14 protein-coding genes and 1 pseudogene are annotated in these 14,851 nt (G+C 70.5%); 4 read left to right on the top strand and 11 right to left on the bottom strand.

The features are described from left to right. Nucleotides 1-91: 91 nt before the first annotated feature. Nucleotides 92-313 carry a DUF397 domain-containing protein gene (locus SSOG_RS06920; protein ID WP_009713494.1) on the bottom strand — a complete coding sequence of 74 codons (222 nt, stop codon included), beginning with the start codon at nt 311-313 and terminating at the stop codon, nt 92-94. 1 nt (nt 314) lies between these two features. Beyond that, complete coding sequence (locus tag SSOG_RS06925) at nt 315-1,145, bottom strand: helix-turn-helix domain-containing protein (protein ID WP_106516365.1); 831 nt, start codon at nt 1,143-1,145, stop codon at nt 315-317. A 234-nt stretch (nt 1,146-1,379) separates the two neighbouring features. Here SSOG_RS06925 and SSOG_RS06930 point away from each other — a divergent pair, with 234 nt between their 5' ends. Together SSOG_RS06930 and SSOG_RS06935 are read left to right on the top strand one after the other, a co-directional pair. Then, nucleotides 1,380-1,691, top strand: coding sequence for a hypothetical protein (locus tag SSOG_RS06930; protein ID WP_009713496.1), 312 nt, complete (start codon nt 1,380-1,382; stop codon nt 1,689-1,691). A 7-nt stretch (nt 1,692-1,698) separates the two neighbouring features. Next, nucleotides 1,699-2,780 (top strand): annotated as a pseudogene (locus SSOG_RS06935) (NAD(P)-binding domain-containing protein). A gap of 78 nt (nt 2,781-2,858) precedes the next feature. Here SSOG_RS06935 and SSOG_RS06940 read toward each other — a convergent pair. Next, nucleotides 2,859-3,878: a LacI family DNA-binding transcriptional regulator gene (locus SSOG_RS06940; RefSeq protein WP_039936770.1), complete on the bottom strand. Its 1,020-nt coding sequence runs from the start codon at nt 3,876-3,878 to the stop codon at nt 2,859-2,861. A 138-nt stretch (nt 3,879-4,016) separates the two neighbouring features. Then, entirely contained in the window at nt 4,017-4,910 is an 894-nt protein-coding gene (locus SSOG_RS06945) for a LysR family transcriptional regulator (protein WP_039936773.1), read from the bottom strand. Between the two features lie 119 nt (nt 4,911-5,029). Here SSOG_RS06945 and SSOG_RS06950 point away from each other — a divergent pair, with 119 nt between their 5' ends. Next, the gene (locus SSOG_RS06950) at nt 5,030-6,208 is read left to right on the top strand and encodes an aminotransferase class V-fold PLP-dependent enzyme (RefSeq protein ID WP_009713500.1); all 1,179 of its coding nucleotides are present in this window, start codon (nt 5,030-5,032) and stop codon (nt 6,206-6,208) included. Here the strand turns inward: SSOG_RS06950 and SSOG_RS06955 are convergent. The 7 genes from SSOG_RS06955 to SSOG_RS06985 are packed head-to-tail and all read right to left on the bottom strand — an operon-like array spanning nt 6,205 to nt 13,701. Beyond that, nucleotides 6,205-7,227 carry a LacI family DNA-binding transcriptional regulator gene (locus SSOG_RS06955; protein ID WP_009713501.1) on the bottom strand — a complete coding sequence of 341 codons (1,023 nt, stop codon included), beginning with the start codon at nt 7,225-7,227 and terminating at the stop codon, nt 6,205-6,207. The genes SSOG_RS06950 and SSOG_RS06955 overlap by 4 nt on opposite strands. 5 nt (nt 7,228-7,232) lie before the next feature. Further along, a complete protein-coding gene (locus tag SSOG_RS06960; protein WP_009713502.1) occupies nt 7,233-8,648 on the bottom strand; it encodes a BNR repeat-containing protein in 1,416 nt (471 codons plus the stop codon). A 21-nt stretch (nt 8,649-8,669) separates the two neighbouring features. Continuing rightward, complete coding sequence (locus tag SSOG_RS06965; RefSeq protein WP_009713503.1) at nt 8,670-8,990, bottom strand: L-rhamnose mutarotase; 321 nt, start codon at nt 8,988-8,990, stop codon at nt 8,670-8,672. Between the two features lie 13 nt (nt 8,991-9,003). Further along, nucleotides 9,004-10,146: a rhamnose ABC transporter substrate-binding protein gene (gene rhaS / locus SSOG_RS06970; protein WP_009713504.1), complete on the bottom strand. Its 1,143-nt coding sequence runs from the start codon at nt 10,144-10,146 to the stop codon at nt 9,004-9,006. A 50-nt stretch (nt 10,147-10,196) separates the two neighbouring features. Next, a complete protein-coding gene (locus SSOG_RS06975; protein ID WP_009713505.1) occupies nt 10,197-11,159 on the bottom strand; it encodes an ABC transporter permease in 963 nt (320 codons plus the stop codon). Continuing rightward, the gene (locus tag SSOG_RS06980) at nt 11,156-12,190 is read right to left on the bottom strand and encodes an ABC transporter permease (RefSeq protein WP_009713506.1); all 1,035 of its coding nucleotides are present in this window, start codon (nt 12,188-12,190) and stop codon (nt 11,156-11,158) included. The genes SSOG_RS06975 and SSOG_RS06980 overlap by 4 nt, the downstream gene beginning before the upstream one ends. After that, complete coding sequence (locus SSOG_RS06985) at nt 12,187-13,701, bottom strand: sugar ABC transporter ATP-binding protein (protein ID WP_009713507.1); 1,515 nt, start codon at nt 13,699-13,701, stop codon at nt 12,187-12,189. The genes SSOG_RS06980 and SSOG_RS06985 overlap by 4 nt, the downstream gene beginning before the upstream one ends. 201 nt (nt 13,702-13,902) lie before the next feature. Between SSOG_RS06985 and SSOG_RS53320 the strand changes: the two genes are divergently transcribed. Further along, the coding region (locus tag SSOG_RS53320) for a glycoside hydrolase family 78 protein (RefSeq protein WP_039936774.1) at nt 13,903-14,851 on the top strand (949 nt) is incomplete at its 3' end.

Consider the following 14,851-nt stretch of genomic DNA (forward strand, 5'->3'; position numbering starts at 1 on the left):
TTTCCACCTCCGGATGGAGAGGAACCGGAGCCAGCGCAGCCCGCCACCACCGCCATCAGTAACAGTGGCGCGATCTGCCACCGCACCAACCTCATGCCCGATGGGCCCTTCTGACGTCGCTGACGAACGCGGCCCAGGCGGCGGCCGGGACGACCAGGGCGGGGCCGGCCTTGTCCTTGGAGTCGCGGATGCCGACCTCGGCGGTGCGGGTGAGGTGGGCGATCTCGACGCAGCCGGTGCCGTTCGCCTCGCTGTAGGAGGATTTGAACCAGGCCGCCTCGGGTGCGACGTCGGATGCTATGCCGTGGGTCATGTCAGATCTCCCGTGCTAACCCTTGCAGGAACCCCGGTGTCTCGCCGGGAGCGAGAGCCGCGGCCCGCAGGTGCTCGAACCTGCGGGAAAAGGCCCAGATCGTCGTTTCCTTGTCGCTGATGTCCGACCCGTCGGCGGCATCGCTCTGCACCACCGACGGCAGCGGACTGCCGAACTCCCACAGGTTGAAGTTCGTGTGGGGCCGATATGCGGGTGTGGCCATCGGAAGGATCTGGACCGTGACGTTGTCGAGCCGCACCAGGTTCTGGATCTCCTCGTACTGCTCACGCATGACGTCCGGACTGCCCACCACGCGTCGCAGCGACGCTTCATCCTGGATGACCCAGAGTTCCATCGGATTGTCTCTGCGCGTCAGGGCCTTCTTCCGTTCCATCCGGATCTGGATGTGCCGCTCGACAAACTCGGTCGTGGTCTCCTCGACCGGTTTGGCGGACTGGAACAGCTCCCTTGCGAAGCGAGTCGTCTGCAACAGACCGAAGACCACGTTCGGCTGCCACGTCCGGCTGGTGCGGGCTCCGCTCTCCAAACCGATGTGCATCCCCATCCCGGATGGAAGCACACTTCGGTAGACAGACCACCAGCCCCGGTTGAGGGAATCGCGGTGGATCTGCATGAGGAAGTCGACGTCTTCCTCGTCCTCGACTCCGTAGCGGTCCAGGAGGGCTTTCAGGTCGGCGGCCTTGGGCAGGGCAGAGAGCCCGTTCTCGACGCGGAACAGCTTCGTGGTGGAAAACGTCAACCCGTCCACCGCCTCCGCGAGGGTGAATCCGGCCTTATCTCTCAATCGCTTGAGCTCCCAGCCGAGTTGCATGCGACGGACCGTCGGCCCTGTTGGTGCTGCCACGAGTATGCCTTCCGTCGGGTAGAGCCTGCCATGCCGTGATGCGGGTCTCGAGTCTGGCAGCGGCAGACCGGCGCATCAGGCCAATTGCCCACTCGGTCACATATGCCATTCGAAGCGGAAATTACCTGTCATCTTGCGCGTCAGCTTCCGCGCACCCGAAGCTGTTTCCGCCATCACATCCCCCTCCCATGGAGCCGCCCCATGCCATCCCCACGCCCCCGTCTCCTGCCCTGGCCGAACGAGAACGGCAAGCCCTGCTACCTCGTCTCCGACGACTCCGGCGCGGGCTACATCTCACGGCTGGCCGACGAGATGGAGACCGTGCAGCTCCGCACCGGGGCCGAGCTGCTGGCCCATGCGCGCCCGCTCCTCCGGGACCGCAAGACGCACGCCGGTGAGCTGCGCTTCGTCGGGCACCGGCTCGCCGAGGCGCTGCATGACGCGTTGCGGGTGGCGGAGAGCCGGGGCATGCGGCTGGAGGACCGGGAAGAACCGGCGCCGGGGCCGAGTTAGTAGAAGCATGAACAACGTGGACGTCGTGGTCGTGGGCGCCGGGCAGGCGGGGCTGTCCGGGGCGTATCACCTGCGGCGGGCGGGGTACGAGCCGGGCGCCGGATTCGTGGTGCTCGACCACTCCCCCGCCCCCGGCGGGGCGTGGCAGTTCCGGTGGCCGTCGCTGACGTACGGCAAGGTGCACGGGATGTACGACCTGCCCGGGATGCGGCTGACCAGCGACGATGCCGACCCCGAGCGGCCGTCGTCCGAGGTGATCCCGGCGTACTTCGCACGCTACGAGCGCGCCTTCGACCTGCGGGTCGTACGGCCTGTGCACGTCACCGCCGTACGCGACACCGACGACGGCAGGCTGCGGGTCGAGACCTCGGCCGGGACGTGGTCCGCCCGCGCGCTGATCAACGCGACCGGCACCTGGGACCGCCCCTTCTGGCCGCGCTACCCGGGGCAGGAGACCTTCCGGGGGCGGCAGGTGCACACCGCGCAGTACCCGGGTCCGGAGGCGTTCGCCGGGCGGCGGGTGATCGTCGTCGGGGGCGGGACGTCCGGGGTGCAGCATCTGCTGGAGATCGCCGAGGTGGCGGCCGCGACCACCTGGGTCACTCGCCGCCCGCCGGTCTTCCGCAGCGGGCCGTTCGGCCAGGACCAGGGGCGGGCCGCCGTGTCGCTGGTGGAGGAGCGGGTGCGGCGGGGGCTGCCGCCGCAGAGCGTGGTGTCGGTGACCGGGCTGCCCATGACGGAGGCGATGGAGCGGGCCCGGGCGCTGGGCGTGCTGGACCGGCTGCCGATGTTCGACCGGATCACGCCGGACGGGGTGAGCTGGGCGGACGGCAGCACGGTGGAAGCGGACATCATCCTCTGGGCCACCGGTTTCCGCGCCGCGATCGACCACCTCGCCCCGCTGCGGCTGCGCGAGCCGGGCGGCGGGATCGCTGTCGAGGGGACCAGGGCCGTCACAGCGACCGCCGCGTGCACTTGGTCGGCTACGGGCCGTCGGCGAGCACGATCGGCGCGAACCGGGCGGGCCGAGCCGCCGTACGGGAGATCCGGGCGCTGCTGGACTCGGCCCCCGCCCCGGTCGCGGTCTGACGCGTACGCGGCCGCCGCCGGCGCGTACGGCGAGGGGCCGCCCGCCACGGGCACCACGCCCGCGGAACAGCCCGCGGCTCACGCGCCCGGCTTGGCCCCCAGCGTCGAGTCCCGTACGACCAGCTCCGGCTGGAGGACGATCCGCTGGTGGCCGTGGGCGTCGGCATCCTCGCCCGTCTCCTCGATCAGCAGCTCCGCGGCCGTACGCCCCATCCGGAACGCGGGCTGGCGCACCGAGGTCAGCGGCACGGCCGCGGCCGCCGCGAACTCGATGTCGTCGTACCCCACCAGCGCCATCTCGCCCGGCACCGACACCCCGGCCGCGAAGAGCGCCTGGAGGACGCCCAGTGCCAGCAGGTCGTTCGCGCAGAACACCGCGGTCGGACGGGGCGAGATGCCCAGTAGCCGGGCACCGGCGTCGCGGCCCGCCGCCACGTCCAGCCGCGCGGCCTCGATGTGCAGCAGCGCCTCCGGCGGCAGGCCCTCGTCGGCGAGGGCGGCGAGCGCCCCGGCGCGGCGGTCCTGGCACTGCGGCAGCTGCATCGGGCCGCTGACGTACACCAGCCCGCGGTGTCCCTGGGCGATCAGATGGCGGACGGCGAGCGCGCCGCCCTCGATGTCGTCCACCGACACCGAGCAGCCCTCGGCACTCGGCACCTCGCGGTCGACCAGGACGAAGGGGATGTCGTGGCGGCGGAAGTTCTCCAGGTTGCCGCCGGTGGCGTCGGCGGGGGTGACCAGGACGCCGCGCACCCGGTGCTCGGCGAAGAGCCCCAGATAGTCGGCCTCCTCGTCGGGGCTCTGCGCGCTGTTGCACACCATGACGCCGAGACCCGCGTCCCGGGCGGCGCGCTCGGCGCCGCTGGCCACGTCCACGAAGAAGGGGTTCGCCATGTCGAGCACCAGCAGCGAGATGATCCGGCTGCGTCCGGCGCGCAGCTGGCGCGCGGATTCGCTGCGTACGTAGCCGAGCCGCTCGATCGCGGCCTGCACCCGGTCACGGGTGGCCTCGGCGACCATCTCCGGTCGGTTGATCACGTTCGAGACGGTGCCGACGGACACTCCCGCCTGCCGCGCGACGTCCTTGATCCCCACCATGCGTCCCACGACCTCGGCCTCCGCCTTCCCGCGACCCAGCTCAGCCGCGGGACCCATGCTATGGCGTACGCGGCGGGGATTGGTGCATGCCCCGGATACGCCCGAAGCCTTGCTCGTGGACGACCCGGCATGCGACGGTCACCCGGTACGGGCGGCGAGTTCGCCGATCGCGTGGCGGATCGCGGTGAGGAAGGTCTGGATCAGCGGATGCTCCCCGGATCCGGCCCGTACGGTCGCGAGCACGGTGCGGGTGTGGTCTGCTGAGCCGGCGAGGAGGAGACCGGGGGTCCGATCGAACCACAGCATGTCGGGCAGGAAGGCCACCGCATGGCCCTCCTCGACCAGCCGTGCGTGGACCAGCATGTCCGCGGACACGTAGACGACGTCCGGCTCGAACCCGGCGGCGTGACACATGCCGGTCGCCCATGCCCGGGCGGGCGTGCCGACGGGTTCCATCACCCAGGGGCGCTCGGCCAGATCAGCGAGCGACGCCACGGGGGCGGGTGTGGCCAGCCGCATGGGGTCCTCGCACAGCGGGTGGTGCTCGAACTCGGAGGCGCGGGCCGGCCGCGCGTGCCCGGCGAACGTCTCGTCGATCACGAGGTCGAAGTCCCGGGTGAGCAGACCCGGCAACGAGGTGTCGGGCTCGGCCTGCGTGGCCTCCACCCTTATCCGGGGATGGTTCTCCCGCAGCCAGGTCAACGCGACGGGCACCAGTGCGAGCATCGCGGTCTGGAAGGCCGCAACCTTGATCGTCCCGGATGTTTCCCGCAGCGAGGCCGCGATCTCCGCCTCGGCCCGCTCCAGCTCCCGCAGTGCCTTCTCCGTGCGGGCGACGAGGATTTCCGCCTGCGGCGTCAGCCGGACCCCCCTGCCTTCCCGCTCCAGTAGCGGTGCGCCAACTTCGGACTCCAGCAGCGTCAGCTGCTGGGAGACAGCCGAGGGGCTGTAGGACATGGCCGAGGCGACAGCGGCCAGCGTGCCACGGTGCTTCAGCTCCCGCAGTACCACCAGGCGGCGCAGATTGTGCACAGCCCTCACTCCATCCATCAATTTTTATGGCCTGTCTCCTCCAGAAACGTTCACTTTACTGAAGGGAGGTGATGGGGAACCGTGAAGGCAGAGCAGCACCGCACAGATGGGAAACGGGCATGGACATCGAAGCGCTCCGCCAGGACACCCCGGGCACGGCGAACCGGATTCACCTCAACAACGCGGGCGCGGGCCTGCTGTCGCGGCAGACACTCAAGGCCGTGACCTCCCACCTGGAGCTGGAGGCCGCGATCGGCGGCTACGAGGCCGCGGGCCAGGAACGGGACCGCATCGACGCCACCCACGGGCATATCGCCCGACTGGTGGGCAGCCGGGCGGACGAGATCGCGCTGTTCGACAACTCCACCCACGCCTGGAACGCCGCGTTCTACTCCATGACGTTCAAGCCGGGCGACCGCATACTCACAGGCCGGGCCGAGTACGGCAGCAGCGTCCTCGCCTACTTGCAGACAGCCCAGCGCAGCGGAGCCGAGGTCGTCGTCGTCCCCAACGACGAGTCCGGCCAGCTCGACACCACCGCCCTCGCGAACCTGATCGACGACCGCACCAAGCTGGTGGGCATCGCCCACGTCCCCACCAGCGGCGGCCTGGTCAACCCGGCCGCCGAGATCGGACGCGTCACCCGCGCCGCCGGCGTTCCCTTCCTTCTCGACGCCACCCAGTCCGTGGGCCAGTTCCCCGTGGACGTCGCTGAGCTCGGCTGCGACATGCTCACGGCCACCGGCCGCAAATTCCTGCGCGGCCCGCGCGGCACGGGCTTCCTCTGGGTGCGCCCCGAGGCACACGCATACCTGGAGCCGCACGTGATCGAGGTCGCCGCTGCCACCTGGGACGGCAAGCGCAGCTTCACCTGGAACGACGGCGCGCGGCGTTTCGAGACATGGGAGGTCGGCTACTCCAACGTCCTGGGGCTGAGCGCCGCCGTCCAGCAGGCCCTGGACCTCGGCATGGACGAGATCGGCCGACGCACCCTCGACCTCGGCGCCCGTCTGCGCGACCAGTTGGACGCCGTGCCCGGCATCACCACCCACGACCTCGGCCGGCAGCGGTGCGCGATCGTCACCTGCGAGGTCGGCACCATGGCGACGGCCGATGTCGCGGCCGCCCTCGCCGGGCGCGGCATCAACGTCAGCACCACCGACCCGGCGCAGACCCAGTTCGACACCGAGGACCGGGACGTCCACCCGCTGGTACGGCTCTCGCCGCACTACTACAACACCGAGGCCGAGATCGACCGCGCCGTCGAGGTCCTCGCCGAACTCGCCGCGGCCCGCTAGCCACGGGCCTGGCTCGAACCGCGGACGACGAGTTCGGGCCGCAGTACGATCCGCCGGTGGCGGTGGGCGTCGGCGCCCTCGCCGGTCTCCTCGATCAGCAGCTCCGCCGCCGTACGCCCCATCCGGAACGCGGGCCGGCGCACCGAGGTCAGCGGCACCGCCGCGGCCGCCGCGAACTCGATGTCGTCGTAACCCACCAGCGCCACCTCGCCCGGCACCGACACCCCCGCCCCGTACAGCGCCTGCAACACCCCCAGCGCCAGCAGGTCGTTCGCGCAGAACACCGCCGTCGGGCACGGCGACATGCCCAGCAGCCGCGCCCCCGCGTCCCGGCCGCCCGCCACGTCCAGCCGCTCCACCTCCACATGGCGCAGCGCGGCCTCGGCGACGCCCTCCTCCCGCAGAGCGGTCAGCGCACCGGCGCGGCGGTCGCGGCACTGGGCGAGGTGCATCGGGCCGCTGACGTACGCCAGGGTGCGATGCCCCTGGCCGAGGAGGTGGCGGGCGGCGAGCGCGCCGCCCTCGATGTCGTCCACCGACACCGAACAGCCCTCGGCACTCGGCACCTCTCGGTCGACGTACACGAACGGAATGCCGTGCCGCCGGAAGGACTCCAGGTTGCGCCCGGTGGTGTCGGCGGGGGTGACGAGGACGCCGCGTACCCGCTGCTCGGTGAAGAGCCCCAGGTAGTCCGCCTCCTCCTGGGCACTCTGCGCGCTGTTGCACACCATCACCCCGAGGCCCGCCTCGCGCGCCGCGCGCTCGGCGCCGCCCGCCACGTCCACGAAGAAGGGGTTCGCCATGTCGAGCACCAGCAGCCCGACGATGCGGCTGCGGCCCGCACGCAGCTGACGCGCCGACTCGCTGCGTACGTACCCCAGCCGCTCGATGGTGGACAGCACCCGGGTCCGGGTCGCCTCGGACACCGAGTCCGGGCGGTTGATGACGTTGGAGACCGTGCCGACCGAGACCCCGGCCTCCTTCGCCACCTCCTTGATACCGACGCCGTGAGCGCTCAAGTCCCCTAGCCCGGCAGTCGGAAGTCGATGACGCGGAGGGCCGAGGGCGTGGTGCCGCTCGACTTCCGCTGGTACATGAACGACAGCACGCCGTCCTGGGCGAGTCGGGTGTCGTCGACGACGACCTCGCCGAAGGCGTTGAGCCCGCTGCCGTCGAAGAGCGTCTTCCAGTCGGTGTATCCGGACGCGCTGGACGCGGCGACGATGCGGCCGTACGGCATGACGGCGTAGGCGTTGTCGTACTTGTCGAAGGCGAGGTGGGTGCGCTGGCTGGAGCCCAGCGCGACCGGGATCTCGGTCTTCTTCCAGGCGCCCGCGGCGTTCTTGAAGAGGTGGAAGGCGCGGCCGTTGGTGGTCCGGTCGGCCACGTAGTCGGTGGTGCACTGGCCGAAGCGGCCGGGGACGTAGCTGATGACGGCGTGGGGGCGCCCGGCGGAGTCGGTGGCCTGGCTCTCCTGGTTCATCAGCGAGTGGTCGGGGTTCAGCGGATCGACGACGGTGCCGGTGTCGTTCACGGTCACCTTGTCGGCACCGCCGGTGGTGCCGACCACGGTGCCCGCGGTGTTGCGCCAGGTGCGGCCGCGGTCGGTGCTGTAGACGTAGCCGGTGTCGTGGTTGGTGAGGCCACCGGCGTCGCACATCACCGCGTTGTTCTGCTCGCGCCAGGTGTAGAAGGCGTGCAACCGGCCGTCGGTGCCGTAGTCGATGCCGTGCAGATACATGTTGCGGGCGGTGCTGGAGCCGTGCTCGCTGGTGTACGTACCGGTGGACGCGGACCACTCGCCGAGCGCGGTCCACTTGGTGCCGTCGTACTCGGCCAGCGCGTTGCGGCCGTTGCCGGAGACCCCGACCCGGTAGCTGAGCTGAAGGCGGCCCTCGGGGGTGGCCACGAACTGCGGATACGTGAACTGGGAGGTGAGCGCGAGCCCGTCCAGGGTGGTCTGTACGGCGCCGAACTGCGCGCTGTTCCAGGGGTGTCCGGCGGGGTCGTCCAGCAGCCCGGCCACCGACTTCACGTAGAAGAAGCCGCTGCTGTGCGAGTCCATATTGAGGTGGAGCCGGCCGTCGACGCGCGAGATCCCCATGGAGATCACGTTGTGGGAGTCGTCGGTGGTGAGCTTGTGCGGCAGCCGCACGGTCTGCCAGTCGGCCCGGCCGAGCGCACGGCGGCCGATGACGGCGGTGCGGTCGCCGGTGTACCAGACGGCGTACTGGTAGCCCTTGTAGGTGAGCAGCCCGTTCTTCTGGAACGCGTTGTTGTTGACGAGGCCGTTGTACGACTCGAAGTACACGGCCCCGGGGTCGAGCTGGGTGTCGGCGACCTTGCTGACCTCCGGGCCGGGGGCCCGTCCGGTCGCGTCGGCCGTGGTGGTGGACGCGAGGAGGGCTGCGGCCAACGCGGTCACGAGCAGGGGTCTCATGTCGGTCAGGTTCTCCGTGTCCTAGGCGAGGTGGAACACTTCGGTGAGCGGTGTCATGGCCTCATCGGGCTTGGCCCCGTCCAGCGCTTCAAAGAAGCCCGCCATTTCTTCTTGCCACCGCGCGTTGACGTCGGTGGCGGCCATCGCGGCCTGCGCGGCCGCGAAGTCCTCGGTCTCCAGATAGCCGACCAGCAGCCCGTCCTCCCGCAGGAAGAGCGAGTAGTTGTGCCATCCGGCCGCCGAGAGCGCCTCCAGCATCTCCGGCCACACGGCCTCGTGCCGCTCGCGGTACTCGGCCAGCCGGTCCTGACGGACCTTCAGCAGAAAACACACACGCCGCATCGTGGGGCCGCCCTCAGAAGTGGAACTTGTCGATGTTGGACTTGTCGAAGACCGTGGGCGGGCCGAGGATGATCTCGCCGTTCTTGCCGACGGTGTACTCACCGAGCTTCCCGGCCTTGAACTTCTCCCCCTCGGCCCCGGTGATCTGCCCGGAGGCGAGCGCAGCGGCGGCGTACGAGCCCAGATACCCCAGCTTCTTGGGGTCCCACAGCGCGAACTGCTCGACGGTGCCGTCCTTGATGTACTTGCGCATCTGGTTGGGCGTGCCGAGGCCGTTCAGCACGACCTTGCCCTTGTACGAGGAGTCGCTGATGTAGCGGGCGGCCGCGGCGATGCCGACCGTGGTGGGCGAGATGATGCCCTTCAGCTTGGGGTACGCCTTCAGCAGCCCCTGGGTCTCCTGGAACGACTTCTGGTCGTCGTCGTCCCCATACACCGTCTTGACCAGCTTCATGTTCTTGTACGCGGGCTTCTTCAGCTCGTCCTTCATGAACCCGATCCAGGTGTTCTGGTTGGTCGCGTTCTGGGTGGCCGAGAGGATCGCGATCTCGCCCTTGTAGTCGAGCTGCTTCGCCAGGTGCTGGACCTGGCTGCGGCCGATCTCCTCCGAGCTTGCCTGGTTGATGAACAGCTGGCGGCACGCCGGGGCGGTGTCCGAGTCGTACGCGACGACCTTGATGTTCTTCTTCATGGCCTGCTTGAGCGGGCCGCACACCGCGTTGGGGTCGTTGGCGGCGATGAGGATGGCGTCCTGCCGCTGCTGGATCAGGGTGTTGATGTACGACACCTGGGAGGAGGCGCTGGCGTCGGACGGGCCGACCTCCTTGCCCTTGCCGCCGAACTCCCGGGCGGCGCCGATCCCGGAGGTGTCCAGGATCTTCAGGTACGGGTTGTTGATCTGCTTGGGCAGGAAGGCGAACTTCAGCCCCTTCTTCAGCGGGGCGTCGGGGTTGGCCTTGGCCCCCGATCCGCTGTCGGCCTTGCCGCTGTTGTCGGTGTCCTTCTTGGTGGTGCCGCCGCAGCCGGCGAGGGTGACGGCGAGGGCGCAGACCACGGCCGCGGTGGCGGCGGCGCGGTGCCTTGGAATATGGCCGCGGCGCGCAGCGCCTCGTTTGAGGGTGGTGGCGGGCGACGGGAGGGCGGAACGCTGGATCATGGGCGACCTTTCACCTGTATCAACATCTGAAAGTCAAAATCTGAAATCTGTCAGCCGTCAGCTGCCAGCCGCCGTCTGTCGGTCACCGCGGTGATCAGGCGGGGCGTGAGGACGGACGCCACCAGCAGCAGCCCGGTGACGATCACCTGGACCTCGTTGGCCACGTCGTTGAGGGTCAGCAGGTTCTTCAGGACGCCGATGAGCAGCACCCCGGCGACCGCGCCGAACACGGTCCCCTTGCCGCCGTCGAAGTCGACCCCGCCCAGCAGGACGGCGGCGATGACCAGCATTTCGAAGCCCTGTCCGTTGTCGGCGCGGGCGCTCCCGTACCGCAGGGTGAACACCACCCCGGCGAAGGCGGAGACGAGCCCTGCCACGACGAACAGCAGCAGCTTGATCCGCTTGACCCGGATGCCCGCGAAGTACGCGGCGTCCTCCTGGGCGCCGATGGCGAACAGCGACCGGCCGAGCCCGGTGGAGTGCAGCACCACGGCGGCGACCACGGCCAGCACGATGAACAGCGCCACCGGATAGGTGAGGAAGGTCCCGGGCACGGTCGTGGTGTCGACCGCCCACTTCGCGTACGTCTCCGGGAAGTCGGTGATGGCGTTCGAGCCGAGCACCACCGAGGCCAGCCCCCGGTACAGCGCGAGCGTGCCGATGGTGACGGCGAGCGACGGCAGTCCGACCCGGGTGACCAGCCAGCCGTTGAGCAGCCCGCCCGCCACGCCGACCAACAGCACGACCGGCACGATGGTCTCGAACGCCCAGCCCTTGTCCCACAGTTCACCGGTCAGCGCGCTGGACAGGCCGAGCATCGAGGCCACCGACAGATCGACCTGCCCAGCCACCACCAGCAGCGTCATCGGCAGCGCCATCAGCGCGACCTCGGCGATGTCGTTGAAGGCGAAGGCGAGGTTGTCGCGGCTGGCGAAGCCGTCCGTCGTACCGAGCCCGGTGACGAAGACGGCCACCAGCAGCACCCCGACCGCGGTGTCCCACCTCGGCTTCATCGCGCGCTCCTCTTCCTCAGCGCACGGGTCATGCGCACGTTCACGATCCGGTCCACGCTGATGGCTGCCAGCAGCAGCGCGCCCGCGATGGCGTCCGCCCAGAAGGAGTCGACCTTCAGCACGGCCAGCGCGCTGCCGATGGTGGTGAGCAGCAGCGCCCCCAGCGCCGCGCCCCACACGGTGCCGGTGCCGCCGACGATGGCGACCCCGCCGACCACGACCGCGCTGACCACGGTCAGCTCCCAGCCGTGCGCGTTGTCCGCGACGACGGTCCCGAAGCGGGCCAGCCACAGCGCGCCCGCGAAGCCCGAGACGGCCCCGGAGAAGAGGTACGCGGCGAGCACCCGCCGCCGGATCGGCACCCCGGCGAGCCGGGCGGCCTCGGGGCTGGAGCCGATGGCGTACAGCTCCCGGCCGCTGCGGTACGTCCGCAGGACGTACGCGGTCCCGGCGAGCACCGCTATGGAGATCAGCGGCAGATACGGCAGCCCCAGGACGCTGCCGCTGCCCAGGTCCAGCACGGACTGCGGCACGTCGGCGGCGTTGATCTGCTCGCCTTGCGCCCACCAGTAGTCGAGGCCCTGGATGATGTAGAGCATCCCGAGTGTCACCACCAGCGCGGGCACCTTGCCGAAGCTGACGAGCGATCCGCTGACGAGGCCGCAGACCGCGCCCACGACGACGCCGAGCAGCAGCACCGTCAGCACCCCGTGGTCCGTCCCCGAGACGAACTTCCCGCAGGCGAAGGCGGACAGGCCCACCACGGACCCCACCGACAGGTCGATGTTGCGGGTGATGACCACGACGGACTGCCCGACCGCGAGCAGCACCAGGATCGCGGCGTTCAGCAGCAGGTCCTTGACGCCCTGGTCGTTCAGGAAGCGGGGTTCGGCGACCCAGGTGAACAGCACCAGCAGCACCAGCGCGCCCGCGATGCTGATCTCCCGCGCCCGGAAGACGGCGTCGACCAGCGAACGCGCCGAACGTTCCGTCTCCGCCGCCGGTGCGGGTTTCTCGACCGTGACCGTCATGCCGCCCTCCCCTCGTCGGCCAGCCCCGTCGCGGCGGCCATCACCGACTCCTCGGTGGCCTCGGCACGCGGGATCTCGGCGACCAGCCGCCCCTCGTGCATCACCAGCACCCGGTCGGCCATGCCGAGCACCTCGGGCAGATCGGAGGAGACCATCAGCACCGCGAGCCCCTCGGCGGCCAGCGACGACAGCAGCCGGTGCACCTCGGCCTTCGTCCCGACGTCGATACCGCGCGTCGGCTCGTCCACGATGAGCACCGCCGGGTCGGTGGCCAGCCACTTGGCGAGCACGACCTTCTGCTGGTTGCCGCCGGACAGCACCCCGACGTGGTCTCCGAGGCTGCCGTACTTCAACTGGAGCCGCACCGCCCAGTCCGACGCCCGCCCGCGCTCCAGCGCGCGCTTCACCATCCCCGCGCGGCCCAGCCGGTCAAGACCGGTCAGCCCGATGTTGCGCTCGATGGACATCTCCATGACCAGGCCGCGCTGGCGCCGGTCCTCGGGCACGAGCGCGAGCCCGGCGTCCATGGCGGCGGTCGGCGACCCGGGCCGCAGCACCGTGCCACCCACCCGCACCTCGCCCGCGTCCGCCCGGTCCACCCCGAAGACGGCCTGCGCGACCTCGCTGCGCCCGGCGCCGACCAGCCCCGCGAGCGCGACGATCTCCCCGCGCCGCACATCGAACGACACATCCCGGAAGACACCCTCCCGGGTCAACCGCCGTACGGACAGCGCGGTCTCGCCGACCCGGGTCGGCTGCTTGGGATACAGCTCCTCCAGGTCCCGGCCGACCATGCGGCGTACGAGGTCGTCCTGCGTGATCCCGTCCAGCGGCTCGGACGCCACCCAGCGCCCGTCCCGCAGCGTGGTGACCCGCTGGCACAGCTCGAAGATCTCCTCCAGCCGGTGCGAGATGAACAGCACCGCGGCGCCCTCCGCGCGCAGCGCCTCGACCACCGCGAAGAGCCGGGCGGTCTCGCTGCCGGTCAGCGCCGCCGTCGGCTCGTCCATGATCAGTACGCGGGCGTCGAACGAGAGCGCCTTGGCGATCTCGACGATCTGCTGGTCGGCGATGGACAGCCCGCGCGCGGGCCGGTCCGGGGCGAGGTCGACACCGAGCCGCGCCATCAGAGCGGCGACCTGCGCCCGTACCGCCTTGTGGTCGATCCGGCCGAACGCCCGCCGGGGCTGACGGCCCATGAAGATGTTCTCGGCGATCGACAGATCGGGGAAGAGCGTCGGCTCCTGGTAGATCACGGCGATGCCCACGTCGCGGGCGTCGGCGGGGCCATGGAAGACCACGGGTTCACCGTCGAGCAGCACCTCGCCGGAGTCCGGCCGGTGCACTCCGGCCAGCGCCTTGATGAGCGTCGACTTGCCCGCGCCGTTCTCCCCGGCCAGGGCGTGCGCCTCCCCGGCGAAGAGCTCCAGCGAGACATCCCGGAGGGCCCGTACGGCGCCGAAGGACTTGTTCACCCCCTTGAGGGCGAGGACCGGAACAGACTGACTCACGGAGGCTCCTGAAGCGCGCGAATGAAATGTTTCAATACGGATTCCGGGAAGCTAGCCCCGCGCCATGACCCCGTCAAGGGGGTGCGCAGCAGGTAAATCCCTTACGCGCACGACCACTTGACGCACCCCGTCCAGCGGCCCTACGGTCCAGGCGCCTGTGTGATTGAATCGTTTTCATCCAGCCGTTCCTGGAGGAAGCTCGTGATCAGCAGACGCCACCTGCTCGCCACCACCGCTGCCACCGGTACGGCCCTCACGGGTCTGCCCGCACTCGCCCCGTCCGCCGCCGCGGAGAACCGCCCCACCGCGGGACTGCGGATCCGGAGCACCACGGTCGAGTACGCCACCCACCCGCTCGGCCTGGACACACCCCACCCCCGGCTGAGCTGGATCCTCGAATCCGACGCCCGCGACCAGGCACAGAGCGCCTACCGCATCCGGGTCGCCACCTCCCCGGACCGGCTCGGCGACCCGGACGTCTGGGACAGCGGCAAGCGGAAGTCGGGCCAGTCGGTCCTGGTCCGCTACGACGGCCCGGCCCTGCGCCCGCGCACCCGCTACCACTGGTCCGTACGCGTCTGGGACGACCGCGGCCGCCCCTCCCCGTGGTCCGCCCCCGACTGGTGGGAGACCGGGCTGCTCGGCGCCGAGTGGCGGGCGCACTGGATCACCGCGCCCGCTGAGCTGACCGCGCCCCCGCAACTGGACGGCGCCACCTGGATCTGGTTCCCCGAAGGCGATCCGGCCGCCGACGCCCCGGTGGCCACCCGCTGGTTCCGCACCACGGTCCGGGCCACCGGCACCGTCCGGCGCGCCCGCCTGGTCGTGGCGGCCGACGACGGCTTCACCGCCCACGTCGACGGCACCGAGGTCGCCGCCCGCGAGGCGCTGGGCGTGGCCAAGGCGTGGGCCCACCCGGTCACCGTCGACGTCACCGAACACCTGCGCCGGGGAGCGGCCACCCTCGCGATCGCGGCCACCAACGCCGAACAGGGCCCGGCCGGTCTGCTGGCCACCCTGGAAGTGACCACCGAGGACGGCACCACCCACCACCACACGGACCGGACCTGGCGCACCACCGACCGCCGGCCACCCGCCACCTGGACCTCCCCAGGCCACGACGACAGCGACTGGACCACTGCCAAGGAAC

It is taken from the genome of Streptomyces himastatinicus ATCC 53653 (assembly GCF_000158915.1).
In the GTDB taxonomy this organism is placed as follows: Bacteria; Actinomycetota; Actinomycetes; order Streptomycetales; family Streptomycetaceae; genus Streptomyces; species Streptomyces himastatinicus.

What these genes read in the sequence shown, in the direction of transcription:
- SSOG_RS06920 (WP_009713494.1), bottom strand. Translation starts at nt 313, where the DNA reads ATGACCCACGGCATAGCATCCGACGTCGCACCCGAGGCGGCCTGGTTC.
- SSOG_RS06930 (WP_009713496.1), top strand. Translation starts at nt 1,380, where the DNA reads ATGCCATCCCCACGCCCCCGTCTCCTGCCCTGGCCGAACGAGAACGGC.
- SSOG_RS06940 (WP_039936770.1), bottom strand. Translation starts at nt 3,878, where the DNA reads ATGGTGGGGATCAAGGACGTCGCGCGGCAGGCGGGAGTGTCCGTCGGC.
- SSOG_RS06950 (WP_009713500.1), top strand. Translation starts at nt 5,030, where the DNA reads ATGGACATCGAAGCGCTCCGCCAGGACACCCCGGGCACGGCGAACCGG.
- SSOG_RS06975 (WP_009713505.1), bottom strand. Translation starts at nt 11,159, where the DNA reads ATGAAGCCGAGGTGGGACACCGCGGTCGGGGTGCTGCTGGTGGCCGTC.
- rhaS (WP_009713504.1), bottom strand. Translation starts at nt 10,146, where the DNA reads ATGATCCAGCGTTCCGCCCTCCCGTCGCCCGCCACCACCCTCAAACGA.
- SSOG_RS06965 (WP_009713503.1), bottom strand. Translation starts at nt 8,990, where the DNA reads ATGCGGCGTGTGTGTTTTCTGCTGAAGGTCCGTCAGGACCGGCTGGCC.
- SSOG_RS06980 (WP_009713506.1), bottom strand. Translation starts at nt 12,190, where the DNA reads ATGACGGTCACGGTCGAGAAACCCGCACCGGCGGCGGAGACGGAACGT.
- SSOG_RS06925 (WP_106516365.1), bottom strand. Translation starts at nt 1,145, where the DNA reads ATGCAACTCGGCTGGGAGCTCAAGCGATTGAGAGATAAGGCCGGATTC.
- SSOG_RS06960 (WP_009713502.1), bottom strand. Translation starts at nt 8,648, where the DNA reads ATGAGACCCCTGCTCGTGACCGCGTTGGCCGCAGCCCTCCTCGCGTCC.